Annotated in this window: 15 protein-coding genes and 3 tRNA genes; 7 read left to right on the top strand and 11 right to left on the bottom strand. The window is 54.2% G+C overall.

All coding sequences use genetic code 11. The annotated features are described in order from the left end of the window. Nucleotides 1-45: 45 nt before the first annotated feature. Nucleotides 46-1368 carry a thymidine phosphorylase gene (gene deoA / locus ACWWFX_RS20425; protein WP_276221863.1) on the bottom strand — a complete coding sequence of 441 codons (1323 nt, stop codon included), beginning with the start codon at nucleotides 1366-1368 and terminating at the stop codon, nucleotides 46-48. A gap of 143 nt (nucleotides 1369-1511) precedes the next feature. Further along, nucleotides 1512-2291, bottom strand: a complete 780-nt coding sequence (deoC, locus tag ACWWFX_RS20420) for a deoxyribose-phosphate aldolase (protein ID WP_276221861.1) — start codon at nucleotides 2289-2291, stop codon at nucleotides 1512-1514. Between the two features lie 246 nt (nucleotides 2292-2537). Between deoC and ACWWFX_RS20415 the strand changes: the two genes are divergently transcribed. Together ACWWFX_RS20415 and ACWWFX_RS20410 are read left to right on the top strand one after the other, a co-directional pair. After that, nucleotides 2538-4088, top strand: a complete 1551-nt coding sequence (locus ACWWFX_RS20415) for a YjjI family glycine radical enzyme (RefSeq protein ID WP_473224642.1) — start codon at nucleotides 2538-2540, stop codon at nucleotides 4086-4088. Continuing rightward, complete coding sequence (locus ACWWFX_RS20410) at nucleotides 4060-4923, top strand: YjjW family glycine radical enzyme activase (RefSeq protein WP_473224641.1); 864 nt, start codon at nucleotides 4060-4062, stop codon at nucleotides 4921-4923. The genes ACWWFX_RS20415 and ACWWFX_RS20410 overlap by 29 nt, the downstream gene beginning before the upstream one ends. On the opposite strand, the gene ACWWFX_RS20405 is transcribed toward ACWWFX_RS20410, so the two are convergent. From ACWWFX_RS20405 to ACWWFX_RS20370, 8 genes are all read right to left on the bottom strand, one after another. Further along, nucleotides 4918-6195: a NupC/NupG family nucleoside CNT transporter gene (locus tag ACWWFX_RS20405; protein WP_473224640.1), complete on the bottom strand. Its 1278-nt coding sequence runs from the start codon at nucleotides 6193-6195 to the stop codon at nucleotides 4918-4920. The two genes, ACWWFX_RS20410 and ACWWFX_RS20405, sit on opposite strands and share 6 nt — an antisense overlap. 166 nt (nucleotides 6196-6361) lie before the next feature. Continuing rightward, nucleotides 6362-7135, bottom strand: a complete 774-nt coding sequence (locus tag ACWWFX_RS20400) for a TatD family hydrolase (protein ID WP_473224639.1) — start codon at nucleotides 7133-7135, stop codon at nucleotides 6362-6364. A gap of 154 nt (nucleotides 7136-7289) precedes the next feature. Next, nucleotides 7290-7451, bottom strand: a complete 162-nt coding sequence (locus tag ACWWFX_RS20395; protein ID WP_007373037.1) for a DUF1328 domain-containing protein — start codon at nucleotides 7449-7451, stop codon at nucleotides 7290-7292. A 105-nt stretch (nucleotides 7452-7556) separates the two neighbouring features. Further along, on the bottom strand, nucleotides 7557-8153 hold the full coding sequence (gene osmY / locus ACWWFX_RS20390; RefSeq protein WP_473224638.1) for a molecular chaperone OsmY: 597 nt from the start codon (nucleotides 8151-8153) through the stop codon (nucleotides 7557-7559). Between the two features lie 328 nt (nucleotides 8154-8481). Continuing rightward, nucleotides 8482-10071: a peptide chain release factor 3 gene (prfC, locus tag ACWWFX_RS20385; RefSeq protein WP_276221847.1), complete on the bottom strand. Its 1590-nt coding sequence runs from the start codon at nucleotides 10069-10071 to the stop codon at nucleotides 8482-8484. A gap of 91 nt (nucleotides 10072-10162) precedes the next feature. Continuing rightward, nucleotides 10163-10840, bottom strand: coding sequence for a pyrimidine 5'-nucleotidase (yjjG, locus tag ACWWFX_RS20380; protein WP_231825464.1), 678 nt, complete (start codon nucleotides 10838-10840; stop codon nucleotides 10163-10165). An 18-nt stretch (nucleotides 10841-10858) separates the two neighbouring features. Then, on the bottom strand, nucleotides 10859-11305 hold the full coding sequence (gene rimI / locus ACWWFX_RS20375) for a ribosomal protein S18-alanine N-acetyltransferase (RefSeq protein ID WP_456147081.1): 447 nt from the start codon (nucleotides 11303-11305) through the stop codon (nucleotides 10859-10861). Next, nucleotides 11274-11687 (bottom strand): DNA polymerase III subunit psi, encoded by a 414-nt coding sequence (locus ACWWFX_RS20370; protein WP_456147080.1) that lies wholly within the window; start codon nucleotides 11685-11687, stop codon nucleotides 11274-11276. The genes rimI and ACWWFX_RS20370 overlap by 32 nt, the downstream gene beginning before the upstream one ends. A gap of 121 nt (nucleotides 11688-11808) precedes the next feature. Between ACWWFX_RS20370 and rsmC the strand changes: the two genes are divergently transcribed. The 4 genes from rsmC (at nucleotide 11809) to ACWWFX_RS20350 (ending at nucleotide 13375) form a co-directional block, all read left to right on the top strand. Continuing rightward, the gene (rsmC, locus tag ACWWFX_RS20365) at nucleotides 11809-12840 is read left to right on the top strand and encodes a 16S rRNA (guanine(1207)-N(2))-methyltransferase RsmC (protein ID WP_276221841.1); all 1032 of its coding nucleotides are present in this window, start codon (nucleotides 11809-11811) and stop codon (nucleotides 12838-12840) included. Between the two features lie 214 nt (nucleotides 12841-13054). Further along, nucleotides 13055-13141, top strand: a tRNA-Leu gene (locus ACWWFX_RS20360). A 30-nt stretch (nucleotides 13142-13171) separates the two neighbouring features. Continuing rightward, nucleotides 13172-13258 (top strand) — tRNA-Leu (locus ACWWFX_RS20355). A 30-nt stretch (nucleotides 13259-13288) separates the two neighbouring features. Continuing rightward, nucleotides 13289-13375, top strand: a tRNA-Leu gene (locus ACWWFX_RS20350). Between the two features lie 41 nt (nucleotides 13376-13416). Here ACWWFX_RS20350 and ACWWFX_RS20345 read toward each other — a convergent pair. After that, entirely contained in the window at nucleotides 13417-13647 is a 231-nt protein-coding gene (locus ACWWFX_RS20345; protein WP_276221839.1) for a DUF1435 domain-containing protein, read from the bottom strand. 248 nt (nucleotides 13648-13895) lie between these two features. On the opposite strand from ACWWFX_RS20345, the gene ACWWFX_RS20340 reads away from it, so the two are divergent. Next, nucleotides 13896-14960 carry a GGDEF domain-containing protein gene (locus tag ACWWFX_RS20340; protein ID WP_276221836.1) on the top strand — a complete coding sequence of 355 codons (1065 nt, stop codon included), beginning with the start codon at nucleotides 13896-13898 and terminating at the stop codon, nucleotides 14958-14960. The last annotated feature ends 73 nt before the right edge of the window (nucleotides 14961-15033 follow it).

The raw sequence follows: 15033 nt of genomic DNA, 5'->3' as shown, positions 1-15033 counted from the left end.
TCCATACATCTTGCGCTGCAAAAAAGCGATCAGATCAGTATATCGCTATTCAGTGATTCGACGATAGACTGTCGGTGTAATTTCTGGCGCTTTGTCGTCAAGGCGAATGGCCGCTTTGACGGCTTTCGCCGCTTCCTGCCAGCTGTTTTCATCTTTCGCGTGAATGACCGCCAGCGGACGCTGTCCGTCAACGCTGTCACCCAGACGAATCATGTCGGTCAGGCCGACGCTGTAATCGAGTGTATCGGAAGCCTGGCGGCGTCCGCCGCCCATCGCCACCACCGCCATACCGAGCGCGCGGGTATCCATCGCGCCGACAAAGCCTTCGGTGTCAGCATATACCGCTTTGCTGAGCATCGCGGTCGGCAGGTATTTCGCGTAGTTTTCCACGAAATCAGTCGGGCCTTTTTGCGCTGCCACCATCCGGCCAAATACGTCTGCCGCTTTGCCGTTATCCAGCACCGCCTGCAATTTGGCGCGCGCTTCTGCGTCGTCTTTGGCAAGCTTGCCGGAAATCAGCATTTCCACGCACAGTGCCATGGTGACGTCAAACAGACGCGGGTTGCGATATTCGCCGGTCAGGAACTGCACCGCTTCGCGTACTTCGACGGCGTTACCCGCACTGGAAGCCAGCACCTGGTTCATGTCGGTCAGCAGCGCGGTTGTGCGCACGCCTGCGCCGTTGGCCACGCCAACAATCGCTTCGGCCAGCGCCTGAGAAAGTTCGTAGGTCGGCATAAATGCGCCGCTGCCCACTTTCACATCCATCACCAGCGCATCGATACCTTCAGCCAGTTTTTTGGCGAGGATGGACGCGGTGATAAGCGGGATGGAGTCCACCGTCGCGGTAATGTCGCGCGTGGCATAAAAACGTTTATCCGCCGGTGCGAGCGAGCTGGTCTGCCCAATGATCGCCACACCCACGTCTTTAATAATTTCACGGAAACGGTCATCGCTTGGGAAAATATCAAACCCAGGGATCGCTTCCAGTTTGTCCAGCGTACCGCCGGTATGCCCCAGGCCACGCCCGGAGATCATCGGAATGTAGCCACCACATGCGGCAACCATCGGCCCCAGCATCAGTGAAGTGACATCGCCTACACCGCCGGTGGAATGTTTATCAACAATCGGGCCATTAAGGTTAAGGCTTTTCCAGTCCAGAACGGTTCCTGAATCACGCATGGCCATGGTCAGCGAGACGCGCTCTTCAATAGCCATATCGTGGAAGAAAATGGTCATCGCCAGAGCAGCAATTTGCCCTTCTGAAATGGTGTTATCGCGAATGCCATTGATAAAGAAACGAATCTCTTCGTCGCTTAATGCGTGACCATCGCGTTTTTTACGAATGATTTCTTGTGCGAGAAACAAGGTAACCTCCCTGAGGAAAAGAGTATGAAGGCGGTTTTTGCCCGTCAGCATTGCCGGATGGCGGCTGTCGCCATATCCGGCCTACGAGACGTAACTACCCGTAGGCCTGATAAGCGCAGCGCATCAGGCGCAAAGCATCTTACTTAGTAGCTGCTTGCGCTTTTACCGTCGCCGTGACCGAGTGCTTTCAGCAGGCTCGCCAGCAGGCTGGATGCGCCGAAACGGTAGTGGCGGGAATCCGCCCAGTCTGCGCCGAACAGTTCGTCGGCAATCGCCAGGAACTGCTGTGCGTCTTCCGCACTGCGTACGCCGCCCGCCGGTTTGAAACCAACGGTTTTAGATACGCCCATGTCACGGATCACTTCCATCATGATGCGCGCGCTTTCCGGGGTAGCGTTAACCGGCACTTTTCCGGTAGACGTTTTGATGAAGTCCGCGCCCGCTTTAATCGCGATTTCAGACGCTTTACGAATCAGCGCTTCTTCTTTCAGTTCGCCGGTTTCGATGATCACTTTCAGCAGTACGTTTGCCGCAGCACAGGCGTCTTTACAGGCTTTCACCAGGTCGAAGCCAACCTGCTCGTTGCCAGCAATCAGTGCGCGGTACGGGAAGACCACGTCAACTTCGTCAGCACCGTAGGCGATTGCCGCGCGGGTTTCAGCCAGCGCAATATCGATATCGTCGTTACCGTGCGGGAAGTTAGTGACGGTGGCGATGCGGATATCCGGCGTGCCCTGCTCGTTCAGGGTTTTACGCGCAATCGGGATAAAACGCGGGTAGATGCAGACCGCTGCCGTGTTGCCGACCGGGGTTTTCGCCTGATGACACAGCGCAATCACTTTCGCATCAGTGTCGTCTTCATTCAGGGTGGTCAGGTCCATCAGTTTTAATGCACGCAGGCTGCTTGCCGTTAAATCAGTCATTTTGTTCTCCGACTTTAAAATTTCACCTTGCGGGTATGTGACTATTGTAACACCGACCCGCACTCACACTTCGACACTCATCACAGTTAATGAAACACACCTAAAAGTTTGCATAACCATAATGAGACATTAATCAAACTTCTCATTCTTTCAGCGCAAGAAAACACGTGGATCGCCGTATGGGATCAAAAGATCGCTACGCGCTTTTTCCTACACTTCGCCCATCTCTCGCCTGAGGAACACACCATGCCAACATCAACCTCTTCATCGGTGCTGCAACAGTGCCAGAAAATTGTGACAAGCCCTGTTTTAAGCCCGGAACAGAAACGCCATTTTCTGGCGCTGGAGGCGGAAAACGCACTGCCTTATCCGGCGCTGACGCCCGCTGCGCAAGCCGCGCTGGCGGAGGGCGTTATCTGCGACATGTTCGAAGGTCATGCCCCTTATAAACCGCGTTACGTGCTGCCGGACTACGCGCGTTTTCTGGCAAACGGTTCAGAATGGCTGGAGCTGGAAGGCGCTCAGGATTTAGACGATGCGCTCTCTTTGCTCACCATTCTTTATCACCACGTTCCTTCCGTCACCGCCATGCCGGTGTTCCTCGGTCATCTTGATGCGCTTCTGATGCCGTATGTTAGAATTCTAACACAAGAAGAAATCAATAGCCGAATAAAACGTTTCTGGCGCTATCTCGATCGCACGCTCCCGGATGCCTTCACACATGTGAATATTGGCCCCGCCGACACACCAATAACGCGCGCCATTCTCCGTGCAGATGCTGAACTGAAGCAGGTCGCGCCGAATCTCACCTTTATCTACGATCCGGAAATCACCCCAGACGATCTGCTGCTGGAAGTCAGCAAAAATATCTGCGAGTGCAGCAAACCCCACATCGCCAACGGACCGATAAATGATAATATTTTCACAAAAGGTCACTATGGCATCGTGAGCTGTTACAACAGCCTGCCAATGGCGGGCGGCGGCAGTACGCTGGTACGCCTCAATTTGCAGGAGGTGGCAAAGCGCAGCGCCTCAACTGAAGCGTTCTTTAGCCAGACGCTGCCGCACTACTGCCAGCAGCAAATCGACATCATCGACGCCCGCTGCGCCTTCCTCTATGAGCAATCGCACTTCTTTGATCATAGCTTCCTGGTGGCAGAAGGTCTGATCGACCCCGATCGTTTTGTGCCCATGTTTGGCATCTACGCGCTGGCAGAAGCGGTCAATATTCTCTGCGAGAAAGACGGTCTTAGCGCCCGCTACGGCAAAGATCCTCAGGCCAACGCGCTGGGCTATCGCATCAGTGAACAACTCGCGGAATTTGTCGCGAACACCCCCGTACGCTATGGCTGGCAGCAGCGTGCGATGCTGCATGCGCAATCGGGGATCAGCTCCGATATCGGCACCACGCCGGGTGCGCGTCTGCCTTACGGCGATGAGCCCGATCCGGTGAGTCATCTGCTGGCGGTTGCGCCGCATCACGCGCATTATCCCGCGGGGATCAGCGATATCCTGACGCTAGATGAAACGGTGAAACGTAATCCGCAGGCGGTGATGCAGCTTTGCCTGGGCGCGTTTAAGGTTGGGATGCGTGAGTTTAGCGCTAACGTCAGCGGTAACGATCTGGTTCGCGTCACGGGTTACATGGTGCGTTTGTCGGATCTGGAAAAGTACCGCGCCGATGGCTCGCGGACGAATACCACCTGGCTGGGTGAAGAAGCCGCGCGCAATACGCGCATTCTGGAACGCCAACCGCGAGTGGTCAGCCATGAACAGCAGATGCGCTTTAGTCAGTAAAATCATCCCCTTCTCGTGCGTGGATGGGCCAGGTAGCCGCCTGGCCCTGTTCCTGCAAGGGTGTAATCTGCGCTGTAAAAACTGCCATAACCCATGGACGATGGGCCGTTGTAACGATTGTGGCGAATGCGTGCTGCACTGCCCGCACGAGGCGCTTTCTGTTCAGAGTGGACGCGTTTACTGGCAGGAGGATGCCTGTCAGCAATGCGACACCTGCCTGCAAATGTGCCCTCAGCAGGCAACGCCGATGGCCCAACTCTGGAGCATAGATCAGATTCTCCAGCAGATTACCCGCGCCGCGCCGTTTATTGAGGGCATCACCGTCAGCGGCGGCGAGGCCACCACGCAGTTACCGTTCGTCTGCGAGCTGTTTGAACAGATTCGCCAGTCGCCGGCCTTGCGCCATCTCACCTGCCTGCTAGACAGCAACGGCGAGCTGTCTACCGCTGGCTGGGAAAAATTGCGTCCGCTGTGCGACGGCGTGATGGTTGATTTAAAAGCCTGGGGTGAAACCACGCATCAGTCGCTGACCGGGCGAAGCAATCAACGCATCAAAGCGAGCATTCGCTGGCTGGCAGAGCGTGGCCTACTGGCGGAATTGCGTTTGCTGTTTATTCCGCAACAAACTGATTATCTGAAAGAAATAGAGGCGCTAGGCGCATTTATTCGCGATCTGGGTAAGGTGCCGGTGCGGCTGAATGCGTTTCATGCGTATGGGGTATACGGCGAGGCAAAAACGTGGCGCAGCGCCGGGCCAGACGATATTGAAGCGCTGGCGCAGGCGCTACGGGCCAGAGGGATAACGCAGATTATCCCTCCGGCGCTGTATTTATAGTGCGAGGAATACCCCGGCGATGGTGGCGCTCATCAGGTTCGAGAGCGTCCCCGCCGCTACCGCGCGCAGGCCAAGCTGGGCGATATCCTGGCGACGGCTCGGTGCCATGCCGCCTAATCCGCCAATCAGAATCGCAATTGACGACAGGTTAGCAAAGCCGCAAAGGGCAAACGAAATAATCGCCTTCGAATGCGCAGAAATGACCTGTAACCCGGCAGCGGCTACTTCGGCATCCGGCTTCAGGTATGCGCCGAAGTTCATGTAAGCCACGAATTCGTTAATGATCAGTTTCTGGCCGATAAACGACCCCGCCACCATGGCTTCGCTCCACGGCACACCAATCACCCACGCCAGCGGTGAGAAGACCCAGCCGAGGATCATTTGCAGCGATAAATCCGGATGGTTAAACCAGCCGCCAATCCCGGAGAGCATGCCGTTCAGCAAGGCAATCAGGGCAATAAACGCCAGCAGCATTGCGCCCACGTTTAACGCCAGTTGCATACCCGACGCAGCACCAGACGCCGCAGCATCCAGCACGTTCGCCGGGGCATCCGGGTTATCCGTTTCGGCTTCCAGGTTCGGTGAGTCGTGCGGTTTTTCCGTCTCAGGCACAATGATTTTCGCGAACAGCAGGCCACCCGGAGCCGCCATGAACGACGCGGCAATCAGGTACTCCAGCGGCACGCCCATCTGCGCGTAGCCAGCCAGCACAGAACCCGCCACCGACGCCAGGCCGCCACACATCACCGCGAACAGTTCAGAACGCGTCATGGTAGCAATATACGGACGCACCACCAGCGGGGCTTCGGTTTGCCCGACGAAAATATTCGCCGTCGCGGAGAGCGATTCCGTACGCGACGTTTTCAACACGGCACGCAGCGCACCGCCCAGAATACGGATCACGAACTGCATAATGCCGAGATAGTAGAGCACCGCAATCAGCGAGGAGAAAAAGACGATAACCGGCAGCACGCGCAGCGCGAAAACAAAGCCGCCACCGCCGAAGACTTCAAACATTTTATCGGATACCAGCCCACCAAACAGGAAGCCGATACCTTCCTTACCGTAAGCGATGACGTTCGCCACGCCCTCGGACATCGCCAGCAGCACCTTGCGGCCGGCGGGAACATAGAGGATAAGCGCACCAATTCCGACCTGAATTAACCAGGCACCCAGCACGGTACGGAGATTGATCGCTCGACGGTTATTGGAGAGTAGTAAGGCAATGGCAAGCAGCACCACCATGCCGATGAGTCCCATGAGGATTTGCATACAGAGTCCCTGTGTATTGAAATTTATAATAAGCGCAGCGTATATAACGCGCCCTGATTATAACGTCCAGGCACTATCCTTCTCGCACGACATCACAACTTTTACGCAATACTCAGAGATCAAAAAGCAATAATGAGACGCAAATCACATCATTACGCTTAACATACTAGAAGAACAGCTGGCTGCTGTTGGCCCATAACATGTCGGCAATGTGCTCCGGTGGCTCAGAGCGTAATACGCAAAGTTCAGCGAAAACCTGAGCGACGCGTTCCGGGCGATTGGGCTGCCCCTGATAACCGTTCAGCGGCATATCCGGCGCATCTGTTTCCAGCACCAGTGCGCTGAGCGGAAGCTGCGCCATCACGGCGCGCGTTTTGCTGGCGCGCGGATAAGTAATCGTCCCGCCGACGCCAATCTTGTACCCCAGTTCGACAAATCGCTCCGCCTGTTGCAGGCTGCCGGAAAAACCATGCACCACACCCGTACGTGGCAGCGCATGGCGCTTAAGATGCATCGCCAGTTTGTCATGGGTACGACGTGAATGCAGGATGACCGGTAAATCATATTGCTTTGCCAGTTGTAGCTGCGCATCCAGCAGGCGCTGCTGGCGTTCAAACTGCGGATCTTCACGATAGAGATCGAGACCAATCTCGCCGACGGCAATCAGTTTTTCCGGCTTTGACGCCAGCGCCGTCTCCAGTGCCGCCAGGCTTCTGTCATCATGATTTTCAATGACAATAGGATGCAGACCCAGCGCGGCATACAGCGGCGGATGCCGCGAGGCCAGCGAGAGCACCGTATCAAAACGCAATGCCTCTGTTGCCGGAACAATGATTTTTTCAACGCCCGCCTGACCGGCCAGTGCAAGGCTCGCGGTTTCATCACCGGTAAACGGCGGGAAATCAAAGTGGCAGTGGGTGTCGATAAAACGAAAGGTCATGCGGTTTTCTCCGGCAACGTGCAGCGTTTCAGTGTACCCCATTTGATTAATGGTTTTGTAGGCCGGAAAAGGCGGTACGCCGCCATCCGGCAGCTGCGCATAAACGACAAAAGCCAGTCCGAAGACTGGCTTTGTAAATTGTCTGAATCAGACGCTACGGACGTCTGCGGCCCATAAACAGGCTGACCAGGAACAGGATGATACCGACGATAAACACAATTTTCGCCGCACCTGCTGCGGTACCTGCTAACCCACCAAAGCCCAGTGCAGCGGCAATTAACGCGATAACCAGAAAGATAATGCCCCAACGAAACATACGATTCTCCTTTACCATAGTTAATGTCACCGCTTCTCAACGCACTCAGGCGACACCAGCGATATTAAAAAATTAAAAGTACTTCAATATTTTCCTGAACAGCCCTTACGGCGTTTTCAGGTCGTTTTCTACGCTTTTCACGCCGTCAATGGCTTTAGCAATACTTTCCGCGCGTTCCACCTGCGCTTTGGATTCAACCGTACCCGTCAGCGTCACCACGCCATCGGTGGTCTCAACTTTTACTTTGCGTGACGGTACAATGTCATCAGCCAGCAGTTTAGCCTTCACCTCACTGGTGGTAGCCGCATCACCTGCATAGCCCTTCATGCTGTCAGCCTTGCCTTCACGGATGGTGAGTTTGTTGTCCACACTGCTTACGCCTTCAACCCCTTTTGCCAGGGAAGTCGCCTGGTCAGACTGGGACTGGTTATCGACGGTACCTCTTAAGGTCACTACTTTATTGTCGGTTTTCACCGAAATATCCGTGCTCTTAATCGCGTCATGGTCGACCAGCGCGGCCTTCACTTTGGCAGTGATGGTGCTGTCATCCATAAAACCGCCGACTTTATTCATCGAGCTGTCAATTTTCTGTCCTGCATCAGAAGCCGCATTGCTTTCTGCCATTGCAGAACCGCTCATCACCGCAGAGCCCAGAATGACGGCCAACAACGTTTTTCCCATTTTCATCTTAGTCATCATCATATCTCCTTGTATTGCCCGGTTTTTGAGCACCCGACACGGTGGCCGTTATGCTGCTGAGGACGACACCCGTCCTGTCTATGGTTATTCATACTGCGATGGGTATATTTGATGGGTTAATGCGCTAAGATTTATAAATAACAAAGTGCATTAAACCAGCAACTCGCTCATCACTCTGTTAAATATAGAACACTCTCGGCAGCTTGCAGGCGTAATTGACTAAAAAACCAGCAAAGTGGATGAGAATGGGGTGCAATTAAGAACTTTCCGCAGCGGGAAAAAGAGAGGGGTAAAACGTGGAAGCACGGCACTGGCCGTGCTTCCAGGGGGATTAGTGCTCGCGAGTTTTGCGGAACACAACGTCAGGGTAACGCTCCTGCGTCAGGTTCAGGTTAACCATGGTTGGGGCGATATAGGTTAGATTATCGCCACCATCCAGCGCCAGCTGAATTTCGTTCTTACGTTTGAACTCTTCGAATTTCTTAACGTCTTTGCCTTCCACCCAACGGGCGGTGGCGACGTTCACCGATTCGTAAATCGCTTCAACGTTGTATTCGCTTTTCAGGCGCGCCACAACCACGTCGAACTGCAGCACACCCACCGCGCCGACGATCAAATCATTGTTGGCAATCGGACGGAACACCTGCACCGCGCCCTCTTCTGAAAGCTGTACCAGCCCTTTAAGCAGCTGTTTTTGCTTCAGCGGATCGCGCAGACGAATACGACGGAACAGTTCCGGCGCGAAGTTCGGAATACCGGTGAACTTCATCATTTCGCCCTGGGTGAAGGTGTCACCAATCTGAATGGTGCCGTGGTTGTGCAAACCAATGATGTCGCCAGGATACGCTTCTTCCACGTGCGAACGGTCGCCTGCCATAAAGGTCAGCGCGTCAGAAATGACCACGTCTTTACCGATACGCACCTGACGCAGCTTCATACCTTTCTCATACTTACCCGAAACAACACGCATGAACGCCACGCGGTCACGGTGTTTCGGGTCCATGTTGGCCTGAATTTTGAAGACGAAGCCGGAGAATTTCTCTTCTGCCGCTTCCACCACGCGGGTGTCGGTTTTACGCGGCATCGGCGCGGGCGCCCATTCGATCAGGCCATCCAGCATGTGGTCTACGCCGAAGTTACCCAACGCGGTACCGAAGAATACCGGGGTGATTTCACCGGCCAGGAACAGCTCTTCATCGAATTCGTTCGATGCGCCCTGTACCAGCTCCAGTTCATCACGCAGTTGCTGTGCCAGATCTTCACCGACAGCGGCATCCAGTTCCGGGTTATTCAGCCCTTTTACGATGCGCACTTCCTGAATGGTATGGCCTTTACCGGTCTGATAAAGATAGGTTTCATCTTTATAGAGATGGTAAACGCCTTTGAACAGCTTGCCGCAGCCAATCGGCCAGGTGATCGGCGCGCAGCCAATTTTCAGCTCGTTTTCAACTTCATCCAGCAGCTCCATCGGGTCGCGGATGTCACGGTCGAGTTTGTTCATAAAGGTGAGAATCGGCGTATCGCGCAGACGGGTAACTTCCATCAGCTTACGGGTACGGTCTTCTACGCCTTTCGCGGCATCGATAACCATCAGGCAGCAGTCCACCGCCGTCAGGGTACGGTAGGTATCTTCCGAGAAGTCTTCGTGCCCTGGGGTGTCCAGCAGGTTCACCAGGCAATCGTGATACGGGAACTGCATCACCGACGTGGTGATAGAAATACCACGTTGTTTTTCCATCTCCATCCAGTCAGATTTCGCATGCTGGCTGGAGCCACGGCCTTTTACCGTACCCGCAGTCTGAATCGCCTGTCCGAACAGGAGAACCTTTTCGGTAATCGTCGTTTTACCGGCATCCGGGTGGGAAATAATGGCAAAAGTGCGGCGCTTCGCCACCTCTTGCAAATAAGGGGACAACGTCATAATGGGATCTTCTTTCCAGGCGCAGCAAAGCGCTGCGCACGTTAAATACGAAAAATTGCGGCTATTTTACCCATCAAAGGGGGACAGGCAATCACTGTTTACACAGGAGTAACTCCAGTTCGCTTAATGACGAAACGGTATAGTCGGGTTTGATGCCTTCCGGCAGCGGCTGCTGGTGCGCATTCAGCCAGCAGGTAGACCATCCCGCGTTCATGCCACCGAGGATATCCGACGCCGCGGTATCACCGACCATTAAGATGCGCGAAGGGTCCGGGTTACCGGCTAATTCCCGCGCGTGGTCGAAAATACGGCGGTCAGGTTTAGCGACGCCGACTTCTTCTGAAATAATCAGTAAATCAAAGTGATCGCGAAAACCGGTGCGCTCAAGGCGGATCTGCTGCAACGACGTGAAACCGTTGGTGATGATCCCCATTTTCACTTTGCCTTTCAGCGCGTTGATAAGCGAGGCCGCACCCGGCAGCGGCGCGCAAATTTCCGCCATCGCATTCATAAACGCGTCGTTCAGCTCTTCCGGCGGTACGCTAAGCTGCTCACCCCAGCCAACAAAACGCTGGCGCTGAAGCTGCAACGAGGTGATTGCCCCGTTCTGGTAATCCACCCACAACGGTTTGTTTACGGCCTGGTAGTCCTGAAAATCTTCGGCGGTAAAGGTCACGCTATAGTCGAGAAACATCCGCTGTAAGCCGCTGAAAGAATCAAACGTAAACAACGTTTCGTCGGCGTCAAAGAAAATCCAGTCCCACTTCATCGTATCACCTTGTTTTACTTACATACTGAGCGGCAAAGCCATTACAATCGCATCTTCATGCCCGTCAACTGTCGGGTAGTAATTGCGGCGGATTGTCGCTTCGTTAAAACCTAAACTCTCGTAGAGCGCAATGGCGGGCGCGTTCGAGGCGCGCACTTCCAGCCATAGCGTGGCAACGCCCCGCTTCTCGACGTCGTCAATCACGTGTTCCAGTAACTCACGCCCCAGCCCGCGACGTTGATAAGCGGGATCGACCGCAATATTGAAGAGCGTCGCTTCGTCCAGCACCACCTGCGTGATGGCGAAGGCAGCCAGTTCATCGCCAACGGTTAACTTCAGATTCAGGTAACGTTCGCCCTGGTTGCTGGCGAAGGTTTTTTCGCTCCACGGAAAGGCGTGGGCGCGTTTTTCAATCTGCCAGGCTGCGGGTAAATCAGTCGTGCTGAGGGTAGAAATCGTGTTCATGTGCGCAAATTTGTTGCCAAAGCGCGGCGCGTGCTGGCGCGCTGGCTTTTAATTCATTAAAGGCAGGCGTTGAGACCTGAGCCCCTTCCAGCGAGACGGGCTCATCGTTGCCAAGACGCCAGCAGTTGCAGCGTTTTCCCTGCGGCAGCATCGCCACTTTTTCAGGCGTGAGTTGCAGGACGCGGTCTGGCGTAAGCTGCAACGCGCGCAGTACATCCATAATCAGCGGTTCCGTCAGCAACGGCAGATCATCGGCGACCATCACCAGTTGGATATGCTCCGGTAGCGAAATCGCAATCTCCCCCTGCAACGCCGCCGGGCGCCTAAGTGACCACTGGGTGATGCCCAACTGTTGTAATTGCCAGTCTCGCCGGGATGTCATGTGAAACGCTCCTGTCTATCAAGGGCGCAAATATAGCAAACTCAGCGAAAGTGCGCCAATTACGCGCTCGTGCGCAAACAACAGTGTATAATCGCCGCCACGTTTAACGAAGGAGCTTTTCATGTCTGCTTTTACCCCGGCAAGTGAAGTCTTGCTGCGCCACAGTGATGATTTCGAACAAAGCCGTATTCTGTTTGCCGGAGATTTGCAGGATGACCTGCCTGCCCGCCTCGACACGGCATTCAGCCGCGCCCATACCCAGCAGTTCCACCACTGGCAGGTATTGAGCCAGCAAATGGGCGAAAATGTGCGCTACAGTCTGGTGGCTGAAGCGGCAGACGTCGCCGACTGCGACACGTTTATTTATTACTGGCCGAAGAACAAGCCAGAAGCCCAGTTCCAGCTGATGAATATTCTGTCACTGCTGCCGCTCGGCACCGATATTTTTGTGGTCGGTGAAAACCGCAGCGGCGTGCGCAGCGCCGAACAAATGCTGGCGGATTACGCGCCGCTGAACAAAGTCGACAGCGCCCGTCGCTGCGGCCTGTATCATGGTCGACTGGAAAAACAGACCACATTTGATGTGGAAAAACAGTGGGGCGAGTATCAGCTCGACGGCCTGACCATCAAAACGCTGCCGGGCGTATTTAGCCGCGATGGGCTGGACGTGGGCAGCCAGCTGTTGCTCTCCACCCTGACGCCGCACACCAAAGGTAAAGTGCTGGATGTCGGTTGCGGCGCGGGCGTGTTAGCCGCGATGCTTGCCAGCCATTCGCCAAAAGTGCGTTTAACCCTGTGCGACGTAAGCGCACCCGCGGTCGAAGCCAGCCGCGCCACGCTTGCGGCAAACGGCTTTGAAGGCGAAGTCTTTGCCAGCAACGTCTTCTCCGAAGTGAAAGGTCGCTTCGATATGATTATCTCCAACCCGCCGTTCCACGATGGTCTGCAAACCAGCCTCGATGCCGCGCAAACGCTGATTCGTAGCGCCGTGCGTCATCTGAACAGCGGTGGCGAGCTGCGCATTGTGGCGAACGCCTTCCTGCCGTACCCGGCGATCCTCGACGAAACCTTTGGTTTCCACGAAGTTATAGCACAGACAGGTCGCTTCAAGGTGTACCGCGCCATCATGACCCGTCAGGCGAAGAAAGCCTAATCAGGCGCAGTTCTGCACCCTTGCCGGATGCGGCGTACCGCCTTATCCGGCCTACCGATCCCGTAGGCCTGATAAGCGAAGCGCATCAGGCGCAGCATAATCGCCGTTTTTTGCAGCAATCGCGCGACATCCAATAATTAACTATTGACGTCAAGCTGAAAATCTCTAGAATGCGCCTCCGTGGTAACGATACTTTTTAGGGTATCGATGGTATGCGAAGGTGGCGGAATTGGTAGACGCGCTAGCTTCAGGTGTTAGTGTCCTTTCGGACGTGGGGGTTCAAGTCCCCCCCCTCGCACCATAAAAAACCACGTTATATCGCTCGCACTGTGCGAAGGTGGCGGAATTGGTAGACGCGCTAGCTTCAGGTGTTAGTGTTCTTACGGACGTGGGGGTTCAAGTCCCCCCCCTCGCACCACGAGGGCGATATAAACAACGAGATATCTGTGCGAAGGTGGCGGAATTGGTAGACGCGCTAGCTTCAGGTGTTAGTGTCCTTACGGACGTGGGGGTTCAAGTCCCCCCCCTCGCACCAGTCCTCGTTCTCTCCCTGTAGTCCTTTCCTGTTTTACTCCATCATTTTACGTTCATCACAATCAGCATCAATCCGCTTATCAGCGCAACGCATGACGGCAGCAATACGTAATGTCGCCATTGTCGATGCCAGATCATCACGCAGCTCAGCAGCATGCCAACGGCAATAATCCCGCGCCAGGCGTCCATCGATAGGCCAATCAGGCCAAGAGCAAAAATCGCCATTCCCGAGATCAGCACGCCCCAGCCACTGCCCAACGTTCTCATCAACATGGTTTTATCTCTCAAATCGATAATGATAACCAATATCATATGATAATTTTTATCATTTGAGAACTCCATGAATTGATAACTTTCGCTTACGAATAATGACACGACGGTTGTAAGGTGATAAATTGTGCGACCGTAAACTTCCCCCTCTTAATTCCTGGGGTTTGCGTGCACTTCTTGCATGTTCTATTTTGTCTTGTTCACAGCTGGCGACCTTTCATTAATAACCAGAAGATTAATAACGATCTCTTATGACAGTACAATCCTGGCGGTCTTTGCACAGCAAAAAGTATCAGCTCACGCTGAGGCTCTTCCTTTTTCTCAATCTGGTGTCGTCGCTATTTTCGTTATTGAACCCTATCTATAAAGTTCATGCGTTTACGATTCCCCTGGCGTTTATTTTGGGCATAAGTAGCGTACTGTTACTCTGGCACTGGCTGAATGCAGAGCGAAAAATCTATCTTCCTATAATTTCAGTTATTTTCGGCTGTTTATGGGCCTGGCACATCGTGATAAAAATGCCGGGCACGCATCCGGATGAAGTTAATTTCTTAATCGTCGTCCTGCTCAACGTATTGTTCATTGGCACCATCGCCTTTTCGAATAATATCGTGGCGTTCCTGCTGCACTCACTGCCGGTTTTTATCATCTGTCTGCTGTTCAGTGACAGTGAACAATGGGCAAGGATGGCATTCTGCCTTGCGCTGCCCATTGTCGGCATTAGCATTCAGCATCTGATTGAAAAGCGTAACGACGCCTTTGCCCAGAGCCTGATGCACAAGCTGCTGGCAGAGCGGGAAACGCTGAATGATTTAAGTATGCTCGACCCCTTAACCGGGCTTTATAACCGCCGTGGCTTCCAGCACCGTTTCGCCACGCTAATGTCGCTGGCGCCGGAAAGTCATTATGTCCTGTTACTGGATATCGACCATTTCAAAGCCTATAACGACCACTATGGTCATATGATGGGCGATCAGGCGCTGATTCAGGTTTCCGCAGCGGTACGCGATGCCGTGCGCTCACGCGATATTGTGACTCGCTTCGGCGGCGAAGAGTTCGTTGTCCTGCTGGCAAACAGCAATGCAGATAGCGCCCAACGTGCCGCAGAGCGTATCCGCCAGAAAGTGTATGATCTGAAAATTCCGCACATTCTGAACGCCAGCGTGGCAACCAACGTGACCATCAGTATTGGCATCGCCCCACTGGAAGGCGAAGAGATTGATAAAGCGCTGGAAAATGCTGATAAAGCCCTCTATGAGGCCAAGCGCCTGGGCCGCAACCATATACTGACCAGCGACGCCCTCCTCCAGTACTAACCTCACAACCCGAGCGTAAGGCACACAAATTCCTTGCGCTCGGTTTTATCTATAGCTAGGATTGGCAATCATT

This window comes from Pseudocitrobacter sp. 2023LY-00077, assembly GCF_055796175.1.
This window is presented reverse-complemented; position numbering and strand designations above follow the sequence as displayed.

Excerpts from the sequence above, each read along its gene's own strand:
- deoC (WP_276221861.1), bottom strand. The coding sequence starts at position 2,291 with ATGACTGATTTAACGGCAAGCAGCCTGCGTGCATTAAAACTGATGGAC.
- ACWWFX_RS20415 (WP_473224642.1), top strand. The coding sequence starts at position 2,538 with ATGCCAACATCAACCTCTTCATCGGTGCTGCAACAGTGCCAGAAAATT.
- ACWWFX_RS20410 (WP_473224641.1), top strand. The coding sequence starts at position 4,060 with ATGAACAGCAGATGCGCTTTAGTCAGTAAAATCATCCCCTTCTCGTGC.
- ACWWFX_RS20405 (WP_473224640.1), bottom strand. The coding sequence starts at position 6,195 with ATGCAAATCCTCATGGGACTCATCGGCATGGTGGTGCTGCTTGCCATT.
- ACWWFX_RS20400 (WP_473224639.1), bottom strand. The coding sequence starts at position 7,135 with ATGACCTTTCGTTTTATCGACACCCACTGCCACTTTGATTTCCCGCCG.
- ACWWFX_RS20395 (WP_007373037.1), bottom strand. The coding sequence starts at position 7,451 with ATGTTTCGTTGGGGCATTATCTTTCTGGTTATCGCGTTAATTGCCGCT.
- osmY (WP_473224638.1), bottom strand. The coding sequence starts at position 8,153 with ATGATGATGACTAAGATGAAAATGGGAAAAACGTTGTTGGCCGTCATT.
- prfC (WP_276221847.1), bottom strand. The coding sequence starts at position 10,071 with ATGACGTTGTCCCCTTATTTGCAAGAGGTGGCGAAGCGCCGCACTTTT.
- yjjG (WP_231825464.1), bottom strand. The coding sequence starts at position 10,840 with ATGAAGTGGGACTGGATTTTCTTTGACGCCGACGAAACGTTGTTTACG.
- rimI (WP_456147081.1), bottom strand. The coding sequence starts at position 11,305 with ATGAACACGATTTCTACCCTCAGCACGACTGATTTACCCGCAGCCTGG.
- ACWWFX_RS20370 (WP_456147080.1), bottom strand. The coding sequence starts at position 11,687 with ATGACATCCCGGCGAGACTGGCAATTACAACAGTTGGGCATCACCCAG.
- rsmC (WP_276221841.1), top strand. The coding sequence starts at position 11,809 with ATGTCTGCTTTTACCCCGGCAAGTGAAGTCTTGCTGCGCCACAGTGAT.
- ACWWFX_RS20345 (WP_276221839.1), bottom strand. The coding sequence starts at position 13,647 with ATGTTGATGAGAACGTTGGGCAGTGGCTGGGGCGTGCTGATCTCGGGA.
- ACWWFX_RS20340 (WP_276221836.1), top strand. The coding sequence starts at position 13,896 with ATGACAGTACAATCCTGGCGGTCTTTGCACAGCAAAAAGTATCAGCTC.